The 16,150-nt window shown below is 71.8% G+C and carries 12 protein-coding genes and 1 other RNA gene; 4 read left to right on the top strand and 9 right to left on the bottom strand.

Annotated features, from left to right (window positions below; translation table 11 throughout):
- The first annotated feature begins 67 nt into the window (after nt 1-67).
- The 3 genes from AB6807_RS34405 (at nt 68) to AB6807_RS34415 (ending at nt 3,222) form a co-directional block, all read left to right on the top strand.
- On the top strand, nt 68-1,741 hold the full coding sequence (locus tag AB6807_RS34405) for an MBL fold metallo-hydrolase (RefSeq protein WP_371088055.1): 1,674 nt from the start codon (nt 68-70) through the stop codon (nt 1,739-1,741).
- Entirely contained in the window at nt 1,741-2,538 is a 798-nt protein-coding gene (locus AB6807_RS34410) for an RNA pseudouridine synthase (protein ID WP_371088056.1), read from the top strand. The genes AB6807_RS34405 and AB6807_RS34410 overlap by 1 nt, the downstream gene beginning before the upstream one ends.
- Nucleotides 2,539-2,673: 135 nt before the next feature.
- Nucleotides 2,674-3,222, top strand: coding sequence for a hypothetical protein (locus AB6807_RS34415; RefSeq protein WP_371088057.1), 549 nt, complete (start codon nt 2,674-2,676; stop codon nt 3,220-3,222).
- Between the two features lie 33 nt (nt 3,223-3,255).
- Here AB6807_RS34415 and AB6807_RS34420 read toward each other — a convergent pair whose 3' ends face one another.
- The gene (locus tag AB6807_RS34420) at nt 3,256-6,930 is read right to left on the bottom strand and encodes an ATP-binding cassette domain-containing protein (RefSeq protein WP_371088058.1); all 3,675 of its coding nucleotides are present in this window, start codon (nt 6,928-6,930) and stop codon (nt 3,256-3,258) included.
- Between the two features lie 127 nt (nt 6,931-7,057).
- Here AB6807_RS34420 and AB6807_RS34425 point away from each other — a divergent pair, with 127 nt between their 5' ends.
- A complete protein-coding gene (locus AB6807_RS34425) occupies nt 7,058-7,987 on the top strand; it encodes a LysR substrate-binding domain-containing protein (RefSeq protein ID WP_371088059.1) in 930 nt (309 codons plus the stop codon).
- Nucleotides 7,988-8,010: 23 nt separating this feature from the next.
- Here the strand turns inward: AB6807_RS34425 and AB6807_RS34430 are convergent, their stop codons facing one another.
- The 8 genes from AB6807_RS34430 to AB6807_RS34465 all read right to left on the bottom strand — a co-directional run bounded on the left by AB6807_RS34430 (nt 8,011) and on the right by AB6807_RS34465 (nt 16,138).
- Nucleotides 8,011-9,249, bottom strand: a complete 1,239-nt coding sequence (locus tag AB6807_RS34430) for a multidrug effflux MFS transporter (protein ID WP_371088060.1) — start codon at nt 9,247-9,249, stop codon at nt 8,011-8,013.
- Between the two features lie 7 nt (nt 9,250-9,256).
- The gene (locus AB6807_RS34435; protein WP_371088061.1) at nt 9,257-10,801 is read right to left on the bottom strand and encodes an efflux transporter outer membrane subunit; all 1,545 of its coding nucleotides are present in this window, start codon (nt 10,799-10,801) and stop codon (nt 9,257-9,259) included.
- Nucleotides 10,802-10,806: 5 nt separating this feature from the next.
- A complete protein-coding gene (locus AB6807_RS34440; protein ID WP_371088062.1) occupies nt 10,807-11,751 on the bottom strand; it encodes an efflux RND transporter periplasmic adaptor subunit in 945 nt (314 codons plus the stop codon).
- A 14-nt stretch (nt 11,752-11,765) separates the two neighbouring features.
- Nucleotides 11,766-11,972: a DUF1656 domain-containing protein gene (locus tag AB6807_RS34445; protein ID WP_286516887.1), complete on the bottom strand. Its 207-nt coding sequence runs from the start codon at nt 11,970-11,972 to the stop codon at nt 11,766-11,768.
- Nucleotides 11,969-14,173, bottom strand: a complete 2,205-nt coding sequence (locus tag AB6807_RS34450; RefSeq protein ID WP_371088063.1) for an FUSC family protein — start codon at nt 14,171-14,173, stop codon at nt 11,969-11,971. Before AB6807_RS34450 ends, AB6807_RS34445 begins: the two co-directional genes overlap by 4 nt.
- Nucleotides 14,174-14,674 carry a MarR family winged helix-turn-helix transcriptional regulator gene (locus AB6807_RS34455; protein ID WP_371088097.1) on the bottom strand — a complete coding sequence of 167 codons (501 nt, stop codon included), beginning with the start codon at nt 14,672-14,674 and terminating at the stop codon, nt 14,174-14,176.
- 214 nt (nt 14,675-14,888) lie between these two features.
- Nucleotides 14,889-15,246, bottom strand: an RNA gene (rnpB, locus tag AB6807_RS34460) — RNase P RNA component class A.
- Nucleotides 15,247-15,325: 79 nt separating this feature from the next.
- Nucleotides 15,326-16,138 (bottom strand): helix-turn-helix transcriptional regulator, encoded by an 813-nt coding sequence (locus AB6807_RS34465; protein ID WP_371088064.1) that lies wholly within the window; start codon nt 16,136-16,138, stop codon nt 15,326-15,328.
- Nucleotides 16,139-16,150: the final 12 nt, after the last annotated feature.

A 16,150-nucleotide genomic window follows, 5' to 3' on the forward strand; every position in this document is an offset into this window, starting at 1 on the left:
CCTCTGAGCTTATGCACCCGGCCGGGCGTTTCAAGCACGCGCCGCGCCCGCTCCCGATAATCACCCCATGGTCCGCCCCACACAACAACTCCACCCCCACCGCGAGCCCGTGACGGTGCGCGCAGCCGCCACCGTGCTGCTGCTGCGCGACACCGACGCCGGCTTCGAAGTGCTCATGACGCGCCGCTCGGCCACCGCCAGCTTCGCACCCGGCGCCTATGTCTTTCCCGGCGGCCACATCGACGCCGCCGACGAAGCCGCCAAGCGCATCGCCACGCGCCGCCCCACGCAAAGCCGCGTGCAGCGCACGCAGGCCATCGCGGCCATCCGCGAGGCCTTCGAAGAGCTCGGCGTGCTGCTCGCCCACCATGCCGACGGCCGCCCCGTGAGCGCCGAAGACATCGCCGCCATGGACCGCGACGACACCGCCGGCACCGCGTTCGCCGACCAGTGCGCCGCGCGCGGCCTGGTGCTCGACTCGGACCGCGTGTTCACCTTCGCGCACTGGATCACCGACCGCGACCTGCCCAAGCGCTTCGACGTGCCCTTCCTGGTCGCGCGCATGCCCGAAGGCCAGGAGCCGAGCGCCGACGAAAGCGAACAGTTCGAGCCCTGCTGGGTGCGCCCCGCCGACGCGCTCGCGCGGCACGACGCGGGCAGCTTCTTCATGATTTTCCCGACCGTGCGCACGCTGCAGCGCATGGCCGCGTACACCACCGTCGACTCGGTGCTCGCGGCCTGCGCGCCCGGCGGCGCCGGCGAAGCGCCGCTGTGGACCAGCTGCCCGCGCGGCGGCCTGCTCAAGGGCGCCGACGTGCGCTACATGGAGCACGAGTCGCCCTTCGGCGAGCTTGCGCTGGTGTGCCCCGACGGCCAGATGCTGCATGCGCTCGACTGGCAGAGCGAGCAGCCGGTGCCCCTGCTGAAGAACGTGATGCGCCTGACCGCGCCCAACCCCAGCGCCATGACCGGCCCGGGCACCAACAGCTACATCGTGGGCGACGCGGCCACCGGCTACATCGTGATCGACCCGGGCCCGAACGACTTCGACCACATCGGCCGGCTGTGGCGCGCCACGCACGGCGACATCCGCATGATCGTGTGCACGCATTCGCATGCCGACCACTCCCCGGGCGCCGCGCCGCTGCAGGCGCTGTGCAAGGGCGCGAAGCCGCCGATCCTGGGGCTGTCGTCGGCGCCCACGGCGCGCTCGTCGGCGCGCTTCACGGCCGAGCGCGAGCTGCAGGACGGCGAGCGGCTGGTGCTCTCGGGCACCGACGCCGAGGGCCACCCGCTCACGCACACGCTGCGCGTGATCCACACGCCCGGCCATGCTGCCAACCACCTGTGCCTGGTGCTCGAGGAAGACGGCCTGCTGTTCTCGGGCGATCACATCCTCAACGGCAGCACCACGGTGGTGGACCCGCCCGACGGCGACATGACGGCGTACCTGGGTTCGCTGGACGCGCTCGACGCGGCCTGCGAGGCGGGGCACGTCGAGTTCATCCTGCCGGCGCACGGCTACGTGATCGGCTTTGCGCGCACGGCCATCGGCATGCTGAAGGCGCACCGCCTGAAGCGCGAGGCCAAGATTGCCGCGGCCATGCGCAAGCTGCCCGACGGCACGCCCGAACAATGGCTACCCCTGGCCTACGACGACGTGCCCGAGCGCATGTGGCCGGTGGCGGCCCGCTCGCTGGCCGCGCATGTGGCGCGCATCCGGCAACTGACTGCAACTTGATGACCAACGACAACCACGACAAGAACACGCCGCCTGGCCAGCGCGAGGACGGCAAGGGCCGCGAAAACGGCAACAGCCGCAACCAGGGCCGCGGCGATGCCGACGAAGGCATTCGCCTGGCCAAGCGCGTGGCCGCGATGGCCGGCGTGTCGCGCCGCGAAGCCGAGCTGCTGATCGAGAACGGCGCGGTGCGCGTGGACGGCGTGGCGCAGACGCTGCCGCAGTCGCGCGTGCTGCCGCACCAGCAGGTGGAGATTGCCGCCGGCGCCAAGCCCGAGCCGGTGCTGCCCGTCACCCTGCTGCTGTACAAGCCCGCGGGCATGCCGACCGACAACGCGCACCGCCTGCTGGTGGCCGCGAACCACCACGAGCCCGAGCGCGCCGGCCAGCGCTTCCTGCCGGCGCATGCCAAGGGGCAGCACTGCATGACGCCGCTGGAAACCGGCGCCAGCGGGCTGGTCGCGTACACGCAGGAGTTCCGCATCGAACGCAAGCTGCAGGAAGACGCGGGCATCCTCGAGCACGAGGTGATGGTCGACGTGGCCGGCCCGGTGAGCCCCGAGACGCTGGCGCGGCTGGAGCGCTCGCCGGCCCGCGTGAGCATCGGCCGCCAGAGCGACGAGCAGACCGGCCTGCGCTTTGCGCTGAAGGGCGCGCGGCCGGGGCAGATTGCGCACATCTGCGACCACGTGGAGCTGCGCATCCTGGCGATGCGGCGCATCCGCATCGGCCGCGTGCCGCTCGCCGGGCTGCAGCCCGGCCAGTGGCGCTACCTGGCACCGCACGAACGCTTCTGAAAAGAACAGCGACAACAAAGACGACACCCCGGCCCCCGGCCCGGCGAAGCTTTCCCCCCCGACGACGCACCGCATGTTCGCGGACTGCATTTTTCAGCCTGCGGCACGCCCGTGCCGCCGACAGGAGACTCAGCCATGAAGTTCGGCTCAACGAGCGCCGCCCTGGCCTGCACCGTGCCCCTGGCACTGGTCGCCGGCTGCAGTTACCTCAACCCCGCGCCGCCGCCTGCGCCCTCCGCTCCGCCCCCGCCGCCGGCGGTGGTCACGCGCGACGGGCTGGCCCCCATCACCGAGGCGCAGGTGGAGCGCATCCGCGAGGCCATCGGCACCAAGGCGCCCAGCCCGGCCATCGAGAAGGTGCTGCGCAGCGCGTCGCCGACCATCGAATCGTTCGTGCGCACCGAAGGCTGCATCACCGCGCGCAACGGCGCGGTGCTCAACCCGTTCGCGGCGCCGGGCCGCCTGTTCGACGGCACGGGCTTCCAGGGCGCGCCGATGTCGGAAATGCAGTTCCACGACAAGACCGCCTGCGTGACCGTGCAGCGCATGCAGAACTGGAAGATGGTGACGCCCAGGCTGCTGCGCTTCGAGGTGGTGTACGTGGGCGACGACGGCGAGGAGCGCGCCGTGAAGCGCCACGAGCTCACGCGCCAGCCGAAGGGCGGCTGGCTCTTCACGCGCTAGGCAAGGGCCACGCACGGCCCGGGCAGCAGGTCATCACGCCGGCGCCGACAGCGGCTCGGCCACGCCCGAGCCCTGGTGGCTGGCCAGCTTCGCGTAGGCGCCCTGCCTGCGCAGCAACGCGTCGTGCGTGCCGGCTTCGGCCAGCGCGCCGTTTTCCAGCACCAGGATCAGGTCGGCATCGCGAATGGTCGACAGGCGGTGGGCGATCACCACCGTGGTCCGGTGCCGCATCAACACGTCGAGCGCGCCGCGCACCTGCGCTTCGGAGAGCGAGTCGAGGTGCGAAGTGGCCTCGTCCAGGATGAGCACCGGCGCGTTCTTCAGGAAGGCGCGGGCAATAGAGATGCGCTGGCGCTGCCCGCCGGACAGCTGCATGCCGCGCTCGCCGACGCGGGTGGCCAGGCCCTCGGGCAGCGTCTGCACGAACGCCGTGAGCGCCGCCTGCTCCAGTGCCAGCGCCAGTTCCGCGGGCGTGGCGTCGGGTCGGGCCAGGCGGATGTTGCCTTCGAGCGTGTCGTTGAAGAGGTAGGTGTCCTGCGTCACCAGCGCCACGCGCTCGCGCAGGCCGTCGAGCCGCAGTTCGCGCACGTCCGCGCCGCCAAGCCTCACGGTGCCTTGCCGCGGGTCCCAGAACCGCAGCAGCAGGCTGGCCACGGTGCTCTTGCCCGCCCCCGAGGCACCGACCACGGCCACGGTGGCGCCGGCGGGCACGGTGAAGCTCAGGTCGCGCAAGGTGTCCTGCGCCTTGCCGGGGTACGCGAAGCAGACGTGTTCGAAAGCCAGCGACAACCCCTGCGACCCCGCCTGCGACCCTGCCTGCGAGGGCAGCGGTATCGACAGCGTGCCGTCGGCGACCGGCTCGGGCTCGTTGTTGACCACATGCAGGCGGCGCGTGGCGGCGATGGTGTCGGCCAGCTGGCGGCTGACCTGCGAAATCTCGGACACCGGCAGGAAGGTGGCCAGCGCGATCAGCACCAGCAGCGGCAGCATGCCGGCGGGCAGCGCGCCGGCGGCCACCTGCAGCGCGCCGACCACGGCGACGGCCAGCCCGCCGAGCCCCATCGCGACTTCGAACCACGCGCCCTGGCGCGACAGGTCGCGCAGCAGTTCCAGCCGCTTGCCGCGCGACCGGTCGGCGACCTCGAGGAACTGCGCGCGGCGGCGGCCGGTGGCCTGGAAGGCGGTCAGGTCGGCCAGGCCCTGGATGGTGTCGGTGGTGTGGGCGCTCATTTCGCCCAGGGCGTGGCGGGCGCGGTCGCCCAGCGCATCGATCTTGCGCCGCCCCTGGACGGGCGACAGCAGCGCATACGCCAGGAACGGCAGCAGCGCCAGCGCCACCGGCGCGTTGTACGCCGCGAGAAAGCCCAGCACCGACAGCGGCACCAGCACCGACACGATGGCCGGGGCGATGGTGTGGGCGTAGAAGTACTCGACCATTTCCACGTCGTGCGTGGCCAGCGCGACCAGGTCGCCCGAGCGGCGCTGCAGCAGGTACGCGGGCGCCAGCCGCTCCAGCTTGTCGTAGAGCTTGACGCGCATGTCGGCCAGCAGCTGGTAGGCCATGGCGTGCGCCAGCCAGGACTCGAGCCAGTGGAACAGCGCGGCCAGCGGCGCGGCAACCAGCAGGCCGACGACCAGCACCGAGGTGTCGCGGCCGTCGCGAATGGCGGCCACCACCAGCGCGCTGAGCACGCCCACCCCGATGAAGGCCGCCACGCGCGCCACGCCCAGCAGGATGGTGGCGACCAGCGTGCCGCGCCAGGGCCGCACCACCGACAGCAGCGTGGCCAGCGTGGCGGACCAGCCGACTTGGGCGGCATCGGTGTCCAGCGAGCGCAGGGCCGGGCCCTGGCCGCTTTCGTTGTCGCTGTCGTTGTCGTTGTCGCTGCCGTCATTGCTGTCGCCATCGCCGGCAACACGCGACGGCGCGGCCTTCGCCGTGGCGCGCGAAGGAGCGGCGGTGGCCGATGGCGTTGCCGCGCTCACCGCCTGCTCGTGCATCAGCCGGTAGTACAGGCCCCGCTGGCGCATGAGCTCCGCATGCGGCCCCTGCTCCACCACCCGCCCCTGGTCCAGCACCAGGCAGCGGTCCGCGCCGATGACGCTGGCCAGCCGATGCGCCAGGATCAGCGTGGTGCGCCCGGCCATCAGGCGGTCCAGCGCCTGCTGGATCAGCGCCTCGTTCTCGGTGTCGACCGAAGACAGCGCTTCGTCCAGGATCAGGATGGGCGCGTCGCGCAGCAGCGCGCGGGCAATCGCCACGCGCTGGCGCTGCCCGCCCGACAGCTGCAGGCCGCGCTCGCCGATGGGCGTGGCGTAGCCCTGCGGCAGCGCCATGATGAAGTCGTCGATGTTGGCCGCGCGGGCCGCGGCGCGCACCTGCTCTTGCGTGGCCTCGGGCCGCCCCAGCCGCAGGTTGTCGTCGATGGTGCCGTGGAACAGCGTGATGTCCTGGCTGACCAGCGCCATGTGGCCCAGCAGCGTCTGCGTGTCGAGCCGGTTGACGTCGTGCCCACCCACGCGGATGGTGCCGGCCTGCGGCACGCACTCTCGCAGCAGCAGCCGCACGATGGTGGACTTGCCCGCGCCGCTCGGGCCCACGATGCCGACGCGCTCGCCGGGCGCGATGCGCAGCGACAGGCCCTGGTGGGCGGGGCGCTGCGGCGAATAAGAGAACGACACGGCGTCGAACTCGATGGTCGGCGCCAGGCGCGTCACTTCGCCTTCGGTGGCCTGCACATCGGGCGCGGCGGTCAGTGGCCGCGCGTCCATCAGCGCATGGATGCTCGCCGCGGCGGACTGCCCCAGCATGCCCCGGTGCAGCACGGAGCGCAGGTCGCGCAGCGGCCGAAAGATCTCGGTGCCGGCCATCAGCACGATGAGCAGCGCTTCCACGCTCATGTCGCCGGCCGCCACGCGCCAGGTGCCCACCGTCAGCGCCAGTGCCGCGCCCAGCGCCACGCCCAGGTCGCTGATGCCGCGCGTCAGCAGGCTCACCGACAGCACCCAGAACGTGCTGTCGGACAGCTTGCGCGCGCGGGCCGCCAGGCGCTCGCCCCAGGCCTTGCCCTGGCCGTACGACTTGAGCGTGGGCAGGCCCTGCACGGCGTCGAGAAACTCCTCGCCGAACGCGTTCAGCGAACGGGTGCGCGCCAGGCTCGCGCGGCGGTCGATCATGTGCACGGCCATCGGGCCGAACAGCGCGAACAGCGCCGCGACCAGGAACACCAGCGCGGTCGGCACATCCCAGAAGGCGATGACCGCGAAGATGGCGAACGGCGCCACCGCCGCGATGACGACCTGCGGCAGGTACTGGCCGAAGAAAGTCTGCAGTTGCTCCACGCCGTCCACCACCGTCAGCATCACGCCGCCGGTGCGCTGGTTGGCGAACCAGGCCGGCCCCAGCGCGACGATGCGGTCGTACAGCCGCGCGCGCAGCGCCTGCTGCACGTCGGCGGACGACCGGTTGGCCTGCACGGTGCGCAGGTGGTCGAACAGCGCGCGCAGCAGCACCATGGCGCCGGCGCAGGCGGCCGGCGCGAGCCACTCGGTGGCGGGCGCGCCGTCGAACACGCGCGCCAGCAACTGGCCGAGGAACACGTAGCGGGCGACGCCGGCGGCCAGCGCCAGCAACCCGAGAAAGATGCCACCGGCCATGCGCATGCGCAGCCCCGCGGTCAGTTGCCATAGCCTGGTGTCGAAGTACATGTCGGTTGCTTCCTGGGAAGCGGCGATGGTCGGGCATCCGGCATGCGGGCGAAAGCGATAGTTACTCACTCGTGGGTTGAGCTAAATTGCACCCCTTCTTCGTGTTGTCGCCGATCTTCTTGTGCCCATGCCACCCCTGGCCACCCTGCGCGCCTTCGAAGCGGTCGCCCGCCTCGGCAGCCTGAGCCGCGCCGCCGCCGAGCTCAACGTCACCAAGAGCGCCGTCAGCCACCAGCTGCGCGCGCTGGAGGCCGACCTGGGCGTGAGCCTGCTGCTGCGCGGCGGCACGGTGCGCCGCGCGCAGACCACCGAGGCCGGCGCCGCGCTGCTGGTGTCGGTGCAACAGGCCTTGACCCTGCTCGACAGCGCCTGCCGCCATGCGCGGGCTGGCGCAAGCGGCAAGCGGCGGGTTCACCTCAACGTGTCGGCCAACCCGTCGCTCGCGGCACTGTGGCTGGCGCCGCGCATCGGGCGCTTCGCGGAGATGCACCCTGACATCGACGTGCAGCTGTTCCTGCACGCCAGCCAGGACCCCGCGTGGAAGGCGCAGGACCTCGACCTGGCCTTCCTGCACAAGCAGGCCCTGGGCCCGCGCTTTGCCGAGGCCGGCGACATTCCGCTGTTCACCGAGACCGTGGTACCGGTCTGCAGCCCGGCGCTGATTCCCCCACACGAGCGCGACGACCCGCTCGCCCTTGCGCGCCACCGCTGGCTGGAAGAAAAGCACATCGACAGCCCCGAGACCGACTGGCGCACCTGGCGCCTGCGGCTGGGCCTGCCGGAAAGCGCCGGGCGCGACCCGCTGGTGTTCAGCGGCCTGAGCACCGTGGTGGCCGCAGCCGCGGCGGGCGTGGGCATCGCGCTGGGCCGCGCGCCGCTCATCGACGAGGAATTGGCCCGCGGCCGGCTGGTGGCGCTGACGCCCGCGCTGCGCATGCCGGGCTCATGGGGCTATGTGATGCGGCTGCATGCCAACCGGCCGATGGACGCGTCGCTGCCGAAGCTGGTGGAGTTCCTGGCCGAAGAGGGCCAGGGCCGGCGCGCGCCGGTGGGCTGAACGACCTGCGCTTGCCGCGGCGCTTACACGGCCTCGGCCGCCACCCGGCGTGCCTCGTCCGCGCGCCGCTGCGCACGCAGCGCCACCGCGAACGACAGCTGCGCCACGATGCCCGCCCCCGCCAGCACGATGGCCGAGGCCAGCGCCGGGTTGCGGTGGCCCATGCCCGCGAGCGCGGTGCACAGCGCGCCCACGGCCATCTGCGTGAAGCCATACAGGCCCGAGGCCGAGCCGATGACCTGCGGGTTCACGCTGATGGCCTGCGTGAGCGCCGCCGGCGAGGCCATGCCGCAGCCGACCGTGAACAGGAACATGCAGGTGACGATGAGCGGTACCGACAGGTGCTCGCTGAGCGCCGCGCCCAGCAGCACGAAGGCCGCGGCCACGCTCAGCGCGTTGGAGCGCACCATGAGCCGGTCGACGCGCACGCGCGAGATCATGTGGCTGGTCAGGAAGCTGCCGAGCCACACGCCCGACACCAATATCGCCAGGTAGATGCCCGCCTCGTGCGCGGGCCGGTGCAGCTGGTCCACGAAGATGAAAGGGGCCGACGCGATGAAGGCGTACATCGACGTGGTGGCGCAGCCGCCGCCGATCGAAAACCCGAGAAAGGCCGGCGAGGCCAGCAGCTTCTTGTAGTTGCGCGCGAGATCCCTGGCGTTGACCGCGGCACCGGGCGAACCGGTCTCGGGCATCAGCCGCCAGGTGAACAGGAAGCCGACCACGCCCAGGCCGAACAGCGCATAGAAGATGGAGCGCCAGCCCAGCGTGGTGGCCAACGCGCCGCCGATCAGCGGTGCGAGGCTGGGGCCGATGGTGACCATCAGGTTCATCAGCGCGAGGCGGCGCGTGGCTTCTTGCGGGCCCGCGGTGTCGCGCACGATGCTGCGGCCCAGCACCAGCCCGGCGCACCCGCCGATGGCCTGGAACAGCCGCGCGGCGATCAGCGAATGCACTTCGGGCGCGACAGCCGCGGCGAGCCCCGACACGCAGTAGATGCCCAGCCCGACCAGCAGCACCGGGCGCCGCCCGTAGCGGTCGGCCAGCGGCCCGTACACCAGCTGGCCCACCGCCAGGCCGAGGATGTAGAGGCTCACCGTCATCTGCATGGCGCCCATGCCGGCGCCCAGGCTCTTCGCGGCGATGGGCAGCGCGGGCACGAAGACGTGCATGGCCAGCGTGCCGCTGAAGGTGACGAGCGCCAGCAGCCACAGCGGCGCGTGCAGGCGCGGCGGGAGCGCGGAGGTTGCGGCGGTGGTCATGGGCGGGTCATTGCCTGATCGTGGCGGGGTGCGTGGTGTCGTGGGTGGCGTCGTGAGCGGCGTTGTGAGCGGTGTCGCGCACGCCAGCCTGCGCCAGGTTCGTATCGTCCGGCTCCCAGCCCCCGCCCAGTGCCATGAAAAGCATGACCTGGTCGTCGGACAGCTGCGCCTCGCTGGCGGCCAGCGACGACTCGCTCGCGGCCAGCGCGCGCTCGGCGTCGAGCGACTCGAGGTAGCTGGTGCGCCCGTTCTGGTAGAGCTGGCGCGCCTGCCGCGCCACGATGGCGCTCTGGTCGCGCGAGGCTTCCAGCGCGGCGCGGCGGTCGAGCTCGCGGGCGCAGTTGCCCAGCGCTGTCTCGGTCTCGCGCAGCGCGGTGAGCACGGTGCCGTCGAATTTGGCGAGCGCGCCGCGCGTGCCGGCCTCGGCCTGCGCGATGCGCGACTGCACCACGCCGGTGTTCGGAAGGGTCCACGAAATCAGCGGGCCCAGGCTGTAGCTCATGCTGTCCTTGTGGCCGAAGTCGGAGGCGGTGCTGGCCGACATGGCCGACAGGCCGATCGACACGTGCGGGTACAGGTCGGCCGTGGCCACGCCGATGCGCGCGGTGGACGCGGCCAGCGTGCGCTCGGCCTGGCGGATGTCGGGCCGGCGGCGCAGCAGCGCGGCGCCGTCGCCCACCGGCAGCACGCCGGCCACGCGCGGCGGCGTGGTGCAGTCGGCCACCTCGCGCGGAAAGTCTTGCGGCAGCGCGCCGGTGAGCGTGGCCAGGCGGTACAGCGCGGCCTGCCGGCTGGCCTGCAGCGGCGGCAGCGCGGCATTGAGCGACTGCAGCTGCGCGCGCGCGCGGCCCGCGTCGATGGCGCCGGCGCGCCCGGCGTTCTGCAGGCGCTCGGTGACGTTCACCGCGTCTTTCTGCAGGCTGACGGACTTCTGCGCGATCTCCAGGCGCAGGCCGGTGGAGCACGCCTCGGCATACGCACGCGCGGTGCCCGCGGCCACGTTCACGCGCACCAGGTCGAGCGCGGCTTCGGCCGCCTCGGTGTTGGCGGCGGAGGCCTCGATGGCGCGGCGCAGCTGGCCGAACAGGTCGACCTGGTACGACAGCGAGGCGCCCAGCCCGTAGTTGAAGGTGCTGGGCGGCTCGTAGCCGCGCTGCAGCAGCTGGATGCCCGACTGGTGGCCGAACGACGGCCCGCCGTTCACACCGATGGTCGGGTACTTGCCGCCGGCCACTTCGTCGTCGATGGCGCGCTCGCGCTCCAGGTTGGCCACGGCCTGGCGCAGGTCGGTGTTGTGGGCCAGCGCCTGCGCCACGAGGCGGTCGAGCAGCGGGTCGTGGTACAGGCGCCACCAGTGCGCGGGCAGCGGCGCGGCGCTGGCGGGCGAGCCCGCAGCGGCGCCCGCGAAGGGCTTGCCGGCGGCGTCCTGGCTGGCCAGGGCTTCGGGCGGCTGCTTGTAGTCGGGGCCGACCGCCGCGCAGGCCGCGAGCGCGGCCGCGGCGGCCAGCGTCGCGATGCGGAAGATGCCGCGGGTGACGAAGCGGGGGGTCATGGTGTTCATCCCTTCTTCGGCGCCGCCGAGGCGGGCTCGGCAGCGGTCTTGCCCTGTGCCGTCTTGTTGTCCAGCACCTGCACCGTCACGGTCTGGCCCGAGACCAGGCGCGCGCCCTGCGGCAGCGGGTCGAGCTTGATGCGCACCGGAATGCGCTGCGCCAGGCGCACCCAGTTGAAGGTCGGGTTCACGCTGGGCAGCAGGTTGGCGCTGGTGGAGCGGTCGTGGTCGGCAATGCCGGCGGCCACGCTGTCGACCGCGCCTTCGAGCACCGCGCCGCCGCCCATGGGCGTCACGCGCACGCGGTCGCCGAGGTGGATGCGCGGCAGCTTGGTTTCCTCGAAGTAGCCCTCGACGTAGAACGACTGCGCATCGACCAGCGCCAGCACCGGGCGGCCCGCGGCGGCGTAGCTGCCCTGGCGCAGGTCGAGGTTGGTGACCAGGCCGTCGGTGGGCGCGCGCACTTCGGCGCGCTGCAGGTTGAGGCGGGCCGAGTCGAGCGCCACTTCGGCCTGCGCCACGGCGGCCTGCATCTGCTCGACGCGCGAACGGGTCTGCTCGCGCGACTCCTTGGAGATGAGGTCGCTCAGGCCCACGTTGCGCTGGTTCTCGCGCTGCACCTGGGCGCTCATGGCGCGCTGCGCCGACAGGGCGGCCTGCGCCTGGCGCACGGCCAGGTCGTAGCGCGCGCGGTCCACCTCGAACAGCAGCGTGCCGGCGGCCACCGACTGGTTGTCGCGAATGGGCACGGAGGTGACCAGGCCCGACACGTCGGGGGCGATCTGCACGACGTTGGCGCGCACGCGGCCGTCGCGCGTCCACGGCGCGAGCTCGTAGTGGTCCCACAGGCGAAAGCCCGCCCACACGGCGGCGGCCACCACGGCCACGGTCAGGAGCACGCGGCCCAGGCGCGGTGCCCAGGGGTTGTTGGAGGAAAAACTGGCTTTCATGGGACTCTCGCGATTCATTGAAGGTAGGAGGTGACGCGGCTCAGCGCGTAGAGCAGCAGCAGGTACAGCGCCATGTCGAACAGGGCCGGGTGCCACACCCAGCGGTACGCGCCGGTGGCTGCGAGCAGGCGGCGCACGGCCCACAGGGCCACGAACGCGCCGAGGGCCAGCACCATGATCCAGGGCAGGTACAGGCCGTAGAAACTGGCTTCGCCGATCATGCGGAAGCTCCTTGAAGAGGGGCGCGCGCCAGCATCGGCGGCGCTTCGGGGAAGAGGTTGCGGCGCAGGCCGACCAGGGCGGTGATGGCCGAGCGGGATGCAGCGGAGGAGGCGGAAGAAGAAGCTGAAGCGGATGACGCTGACGCGGATGAAGCTGCGCCGTCGCGGGCCCCGCGCGCTTCACTTGTTTCACTCGTTTCGAGCACCGCGCTCAACGCCTCGTCGATCTGCGGCAGCAGCCCCGACGGACGCGGGTTCATGCGCCCTTCGCCGCGCTGGCGGAAGAAGCGCGCAATGCTGTCGAGCAGCGCGGCCGAGGTGGCCAGGGGCAGCTGCGCGCGCACGCGTTGCAGCACCACGATGTCGGCGCCCATGCGCAGGTCGCGCAGCGCGTCGTTCGCGGCCACGCCTTCGACCGTGCCGCCGGCCTGCGCGATGCGCGGCGCGAGCAGGCCGATGCGGTCGAGCATGCGCACGGCATAGGCGTCGCTCTGCGCGTACTGCGGGTGCGACGAAGCGGCCATGTCCCCCAGCTCGCGCCAGGTGGCACGCTGGATGCGCCGCGCGCTCCAGTCGGCGCCCACCGAGCGCACCAGGCGGGTGACGCGCGCCGCGACCACCACGCCCACGATCTGGCCGATCATGCTGTTGATGAAGCTCACCAGGTCGGAGCTGGCCGTGTCGTGCAATGCCAGCGTGCCGGCCACGCCGAAGACCAGCGCCATCGCCGGCATGAAATGCGTCGGGCGCGGCAGGTACAGCCCCAGCAGCAGGAACAGCGGCGCGCAGATGGCTACCAGCATGCCGAAGTCCTGCACGGTGGGCATGAGCACCAGCACGTAGACCGCGGAAATGGGCACCGACCACAGCGTCCACTTCAGGAAGCCGTGAATGGCCGGCACCGGGTCGTCCATGGTGGCGAAGAAGCAGCAGAACACCGCGGCCATCATGGTGGCGGCCGAGCCCATGGGCCAGCCGGTGACGATCCAGAACGCGCCGCACAGGCAGATGGCGATGACCGCGGCCAGCGCCGACAGCAGCGCCATGCCGTAGTCGCGGTGCAGCACGCGCGCGCCCAGCGCGGCGGTGCGGCGCAGCGGCGCGGCGCCCTTCAGGCCTTCGTCGATGTCCAGGCGCAACTGGCCGCAGGCGGTCCAGCCGTCGATCAGTTCCTCGAGCCGGCCGGCCAGGCCGATGCGCAGGGCGCGGCCCCAGGGGGTGGGTTGTGCGTTGGCGGCTGCAGGTATGTTGCTGAGCCCGTCGATGGCGCGGCGCAGCGCTTGCAGGCGCTGGCCGCGCGCGGCGGCGTCGGCGGTCGGTTCGGCTTCGTCGTGCAGCCATTGCGCGGCCTGCGCGAGCACGGCGGCCACGTCGGGCGCCAGCCGGCCTTCGGCCTGCTCCAGCGCCTGCAGCCGGTCTTCGACGGCCGACAGCGCGGGCGTGAGCGCGGCCACGCGGTCCTGCATGGCGCGGATGGCGCCGGCGGTCCAGCGCAGGTGCGTGGTGTCGAAGGGCACGTGGGTGGAAAGAAGGCGCAGCTGCGTGATGTCGCCGGCCAGGCGGCGGCGGTCGTCGTCGAGCCGCTTGGGGTCGGCCTTGGTACGGCCGCCAGCGTCATCGCGGCCGGCGGGCTGCAGCAGGTCGCCGAGCCACTTGCGCGCATCCACCAGCGTGCGGTCGAGCAGGCCGAGCACGGTCGGCGCGAGCCCCGCGGGCAGCACCAGGCTGTGGACCAGCGTCGCGCAGAAGATGCCCAGGCCGATTTCTTCCACCCGCGCCACGGCGGTGTCGAACAGCACGAGCGGCGTTTGCACCGACGGAAAGCCGATCAGCGCCGCCGTGTAGCCCGCGAGCATGAACACATAGGAGCGCGGCGTGCGGTCGAACAGCGAGATGCACAGGCACAGCCCGACCCACAGCGCGAGCACCAGCGTGAGCAGCTCGGGCGCGTTCGACAGCGCGGGCACCAGCAGCACGGTGGCGGTGCTGCCGATGAGCGTGCCGCAGAAGCGGTACAGCGCCTTGGAGCGCACCGCGCCGGCCAGCGGATGGGCGACGACGTAGGTGGTCATGAGGGCCCAGAACGGGCGCGGCAGGCCGGCGCGGCTGGCGAGGTACATCGCGAGCATGGCGGCGGCGAAGCTCTTGGCGGAAAAGAGAAGCTCCGCGCGAGTGAAGCGCGGGAGGCTGAGCGAGGCCATTTACTTGCGCCCTTCTGGCGGGGCGGCCGGGGCGGAAGGTGCTGGCGGGGCGGAAGGTGCCGGGGGCGCCGGCGGGTTCTGCACGGCGCGCACGCCCATGCGCTCTTCCAGCACCGCGAACACGCGCAGGCAGGCGGCCACGTCGGCATCGGCCACGCCGTCGAACAGCGACGCGCGCATCAGCGTCAGGGCGGCCTCGATGGGGGCGCAGGTGGCCTTGCCGGCGTCGGTGAGGTGCAACGTCTTGGCGCGGCGGTCGGCCGGGTCTTCGCGGCGCTCGACCAGACCCGCCTCGACCAGCTGGTCGACCGAGCGCACCAGCGACGGCCCTTCGATGCCCAGCGCCTCGGCCAGCACGCCCTGGCGCACCTCGCCGTTCATGCGCCCGAGCATCACGATGGGATAGGCCAGCGTCTGCGACACGCCGACGTGCGCCACCGCCTTGTCGGCCGCGGCGCGGTAGCCGCGCTGCAACACCGCGAGCGACGTGCCAAGCCGCATCAGCGCCTGTTCGCGCGTTGGCAGGGAGGGGTCGGAATCGATCACGGTAGTTGCCTAATAGTTAGCTTGCTATCGATTGTACGGGTTTCTACCGATCCGTGCAGGCGTGCGCGGTCAACGAGGCGTTTTGGGGGAGATGAGAGGGATTGCCCCGGGCGCAGCGTGGCGCCCCTGGATGCGCGACGACGGCATTGCGCCGTCGTCGAAAAAGAAAGTGTGAAGCTCGCCGATAAGCCGGATTCTGTGCATCGAGGGCCTCTTGCGAAACCCTCGACGTGACCGCCATTACTCTGGGCCGTTTGTCGCCAAACGGCTCGATGCCACCTACCCGCCAGCTCAGCGGAACCACCTCGATACTGGCCTACTTGGTGTTGCTGCGCGCAGAGATTGCCCGTTTCACCCGAACTGAATCGGCTCGTCTCTGTTGCTCTGATCCTCACCTCACGGTGGAGAGTCGTTAACTCCTGCGCTGTCCTGTGCAGTCCGGACGTTCCTCCAGTGCGGTCTTTCGACACGGCGCCTTGCGGCGTCGCCCCTTGCGGGCCAGCACCAGCGGCGGTCTGGCGTGCTTCACGGGGCGGATTATCGCCTCATGAAGAAAGCGCCTTCCCGCAAAAGTCAAAGAGGCCACGAGGTCACGCGGTCACGAGGTCACGCGATCCCGCAGAACTCCCGCCGGTACTGCTCCGGCGTGGTCCCGGCCTCGCGCTGGAACATCGCGATGAAGGCCGAGGCCGTGCTGTAGCCCAGGTCGAACGCAATGTCCTGCACCGTGCGCCCGGCCTCCAGCGCGTCGATGGCGCGCAGGAAGCGCAGCCGCTGGCGCCATTCGCCGAAAGAGATGCCCAGCTCCCGCTGGCACTGGCGCGCCAGCGTGCGCTCGGTCATGTGCACGCGCTGCGCCCAGTCGGCCAGCGAACGGTGGTCGCCGGGCTCGGCCTGCAGCGCCTCCAGCACCGAGACCAGCGCGGGCGACGCCGCCGCCGGCAGATAGCAGCGCTGCACCTCGGCCACGGCCAGCTGGTCGACCACCACGTGGGCCAGGCGCAGGTCGGCGGGCGTGGCGGGCACGTGCAGCTCGCGCGCCGCGAAATCGGCCAGCACGCTGCGGATGATCGGGCTGATGCGCACCGTGCATGCCTCGGCCGGCAGCTGCCCGCACAGGCCGGGCGCGATGTAGATCGAGCGGTAGACGATGGCGTGGCGCAAGGTGCAGCTGTGCACCACCTTCGGCGGAATCCAAACCGCGTACTGCGGCGGCGAGAGAAAGCGCAGGCCCTCGGTTTCCATCTGCATGGTGCCGTGCGCGGCGTAGTTCAGGTGGCCCCAGCTGTGGCTGTGCGGCGCGGCGAGCGTGTCGGCGCCGAACTCGTCGTAGCGGAAATAGAACGGGCCTTCCTGGTCCTCCACGTTCTGGATCCGCAGGTAGCGCGGCGTGTCGGCGGTGGGCAGGGACAAGGGCAAGTGCACGGTCTC

This window comes from Variovorax sp. RCC_210, assembly GCF_041355175.1.
Lineage (GTDB): Bacteria > Pseudomonadota > Gammaproteobacteria > Burkholderiales > Burkholderiaceae_C > Variovorax.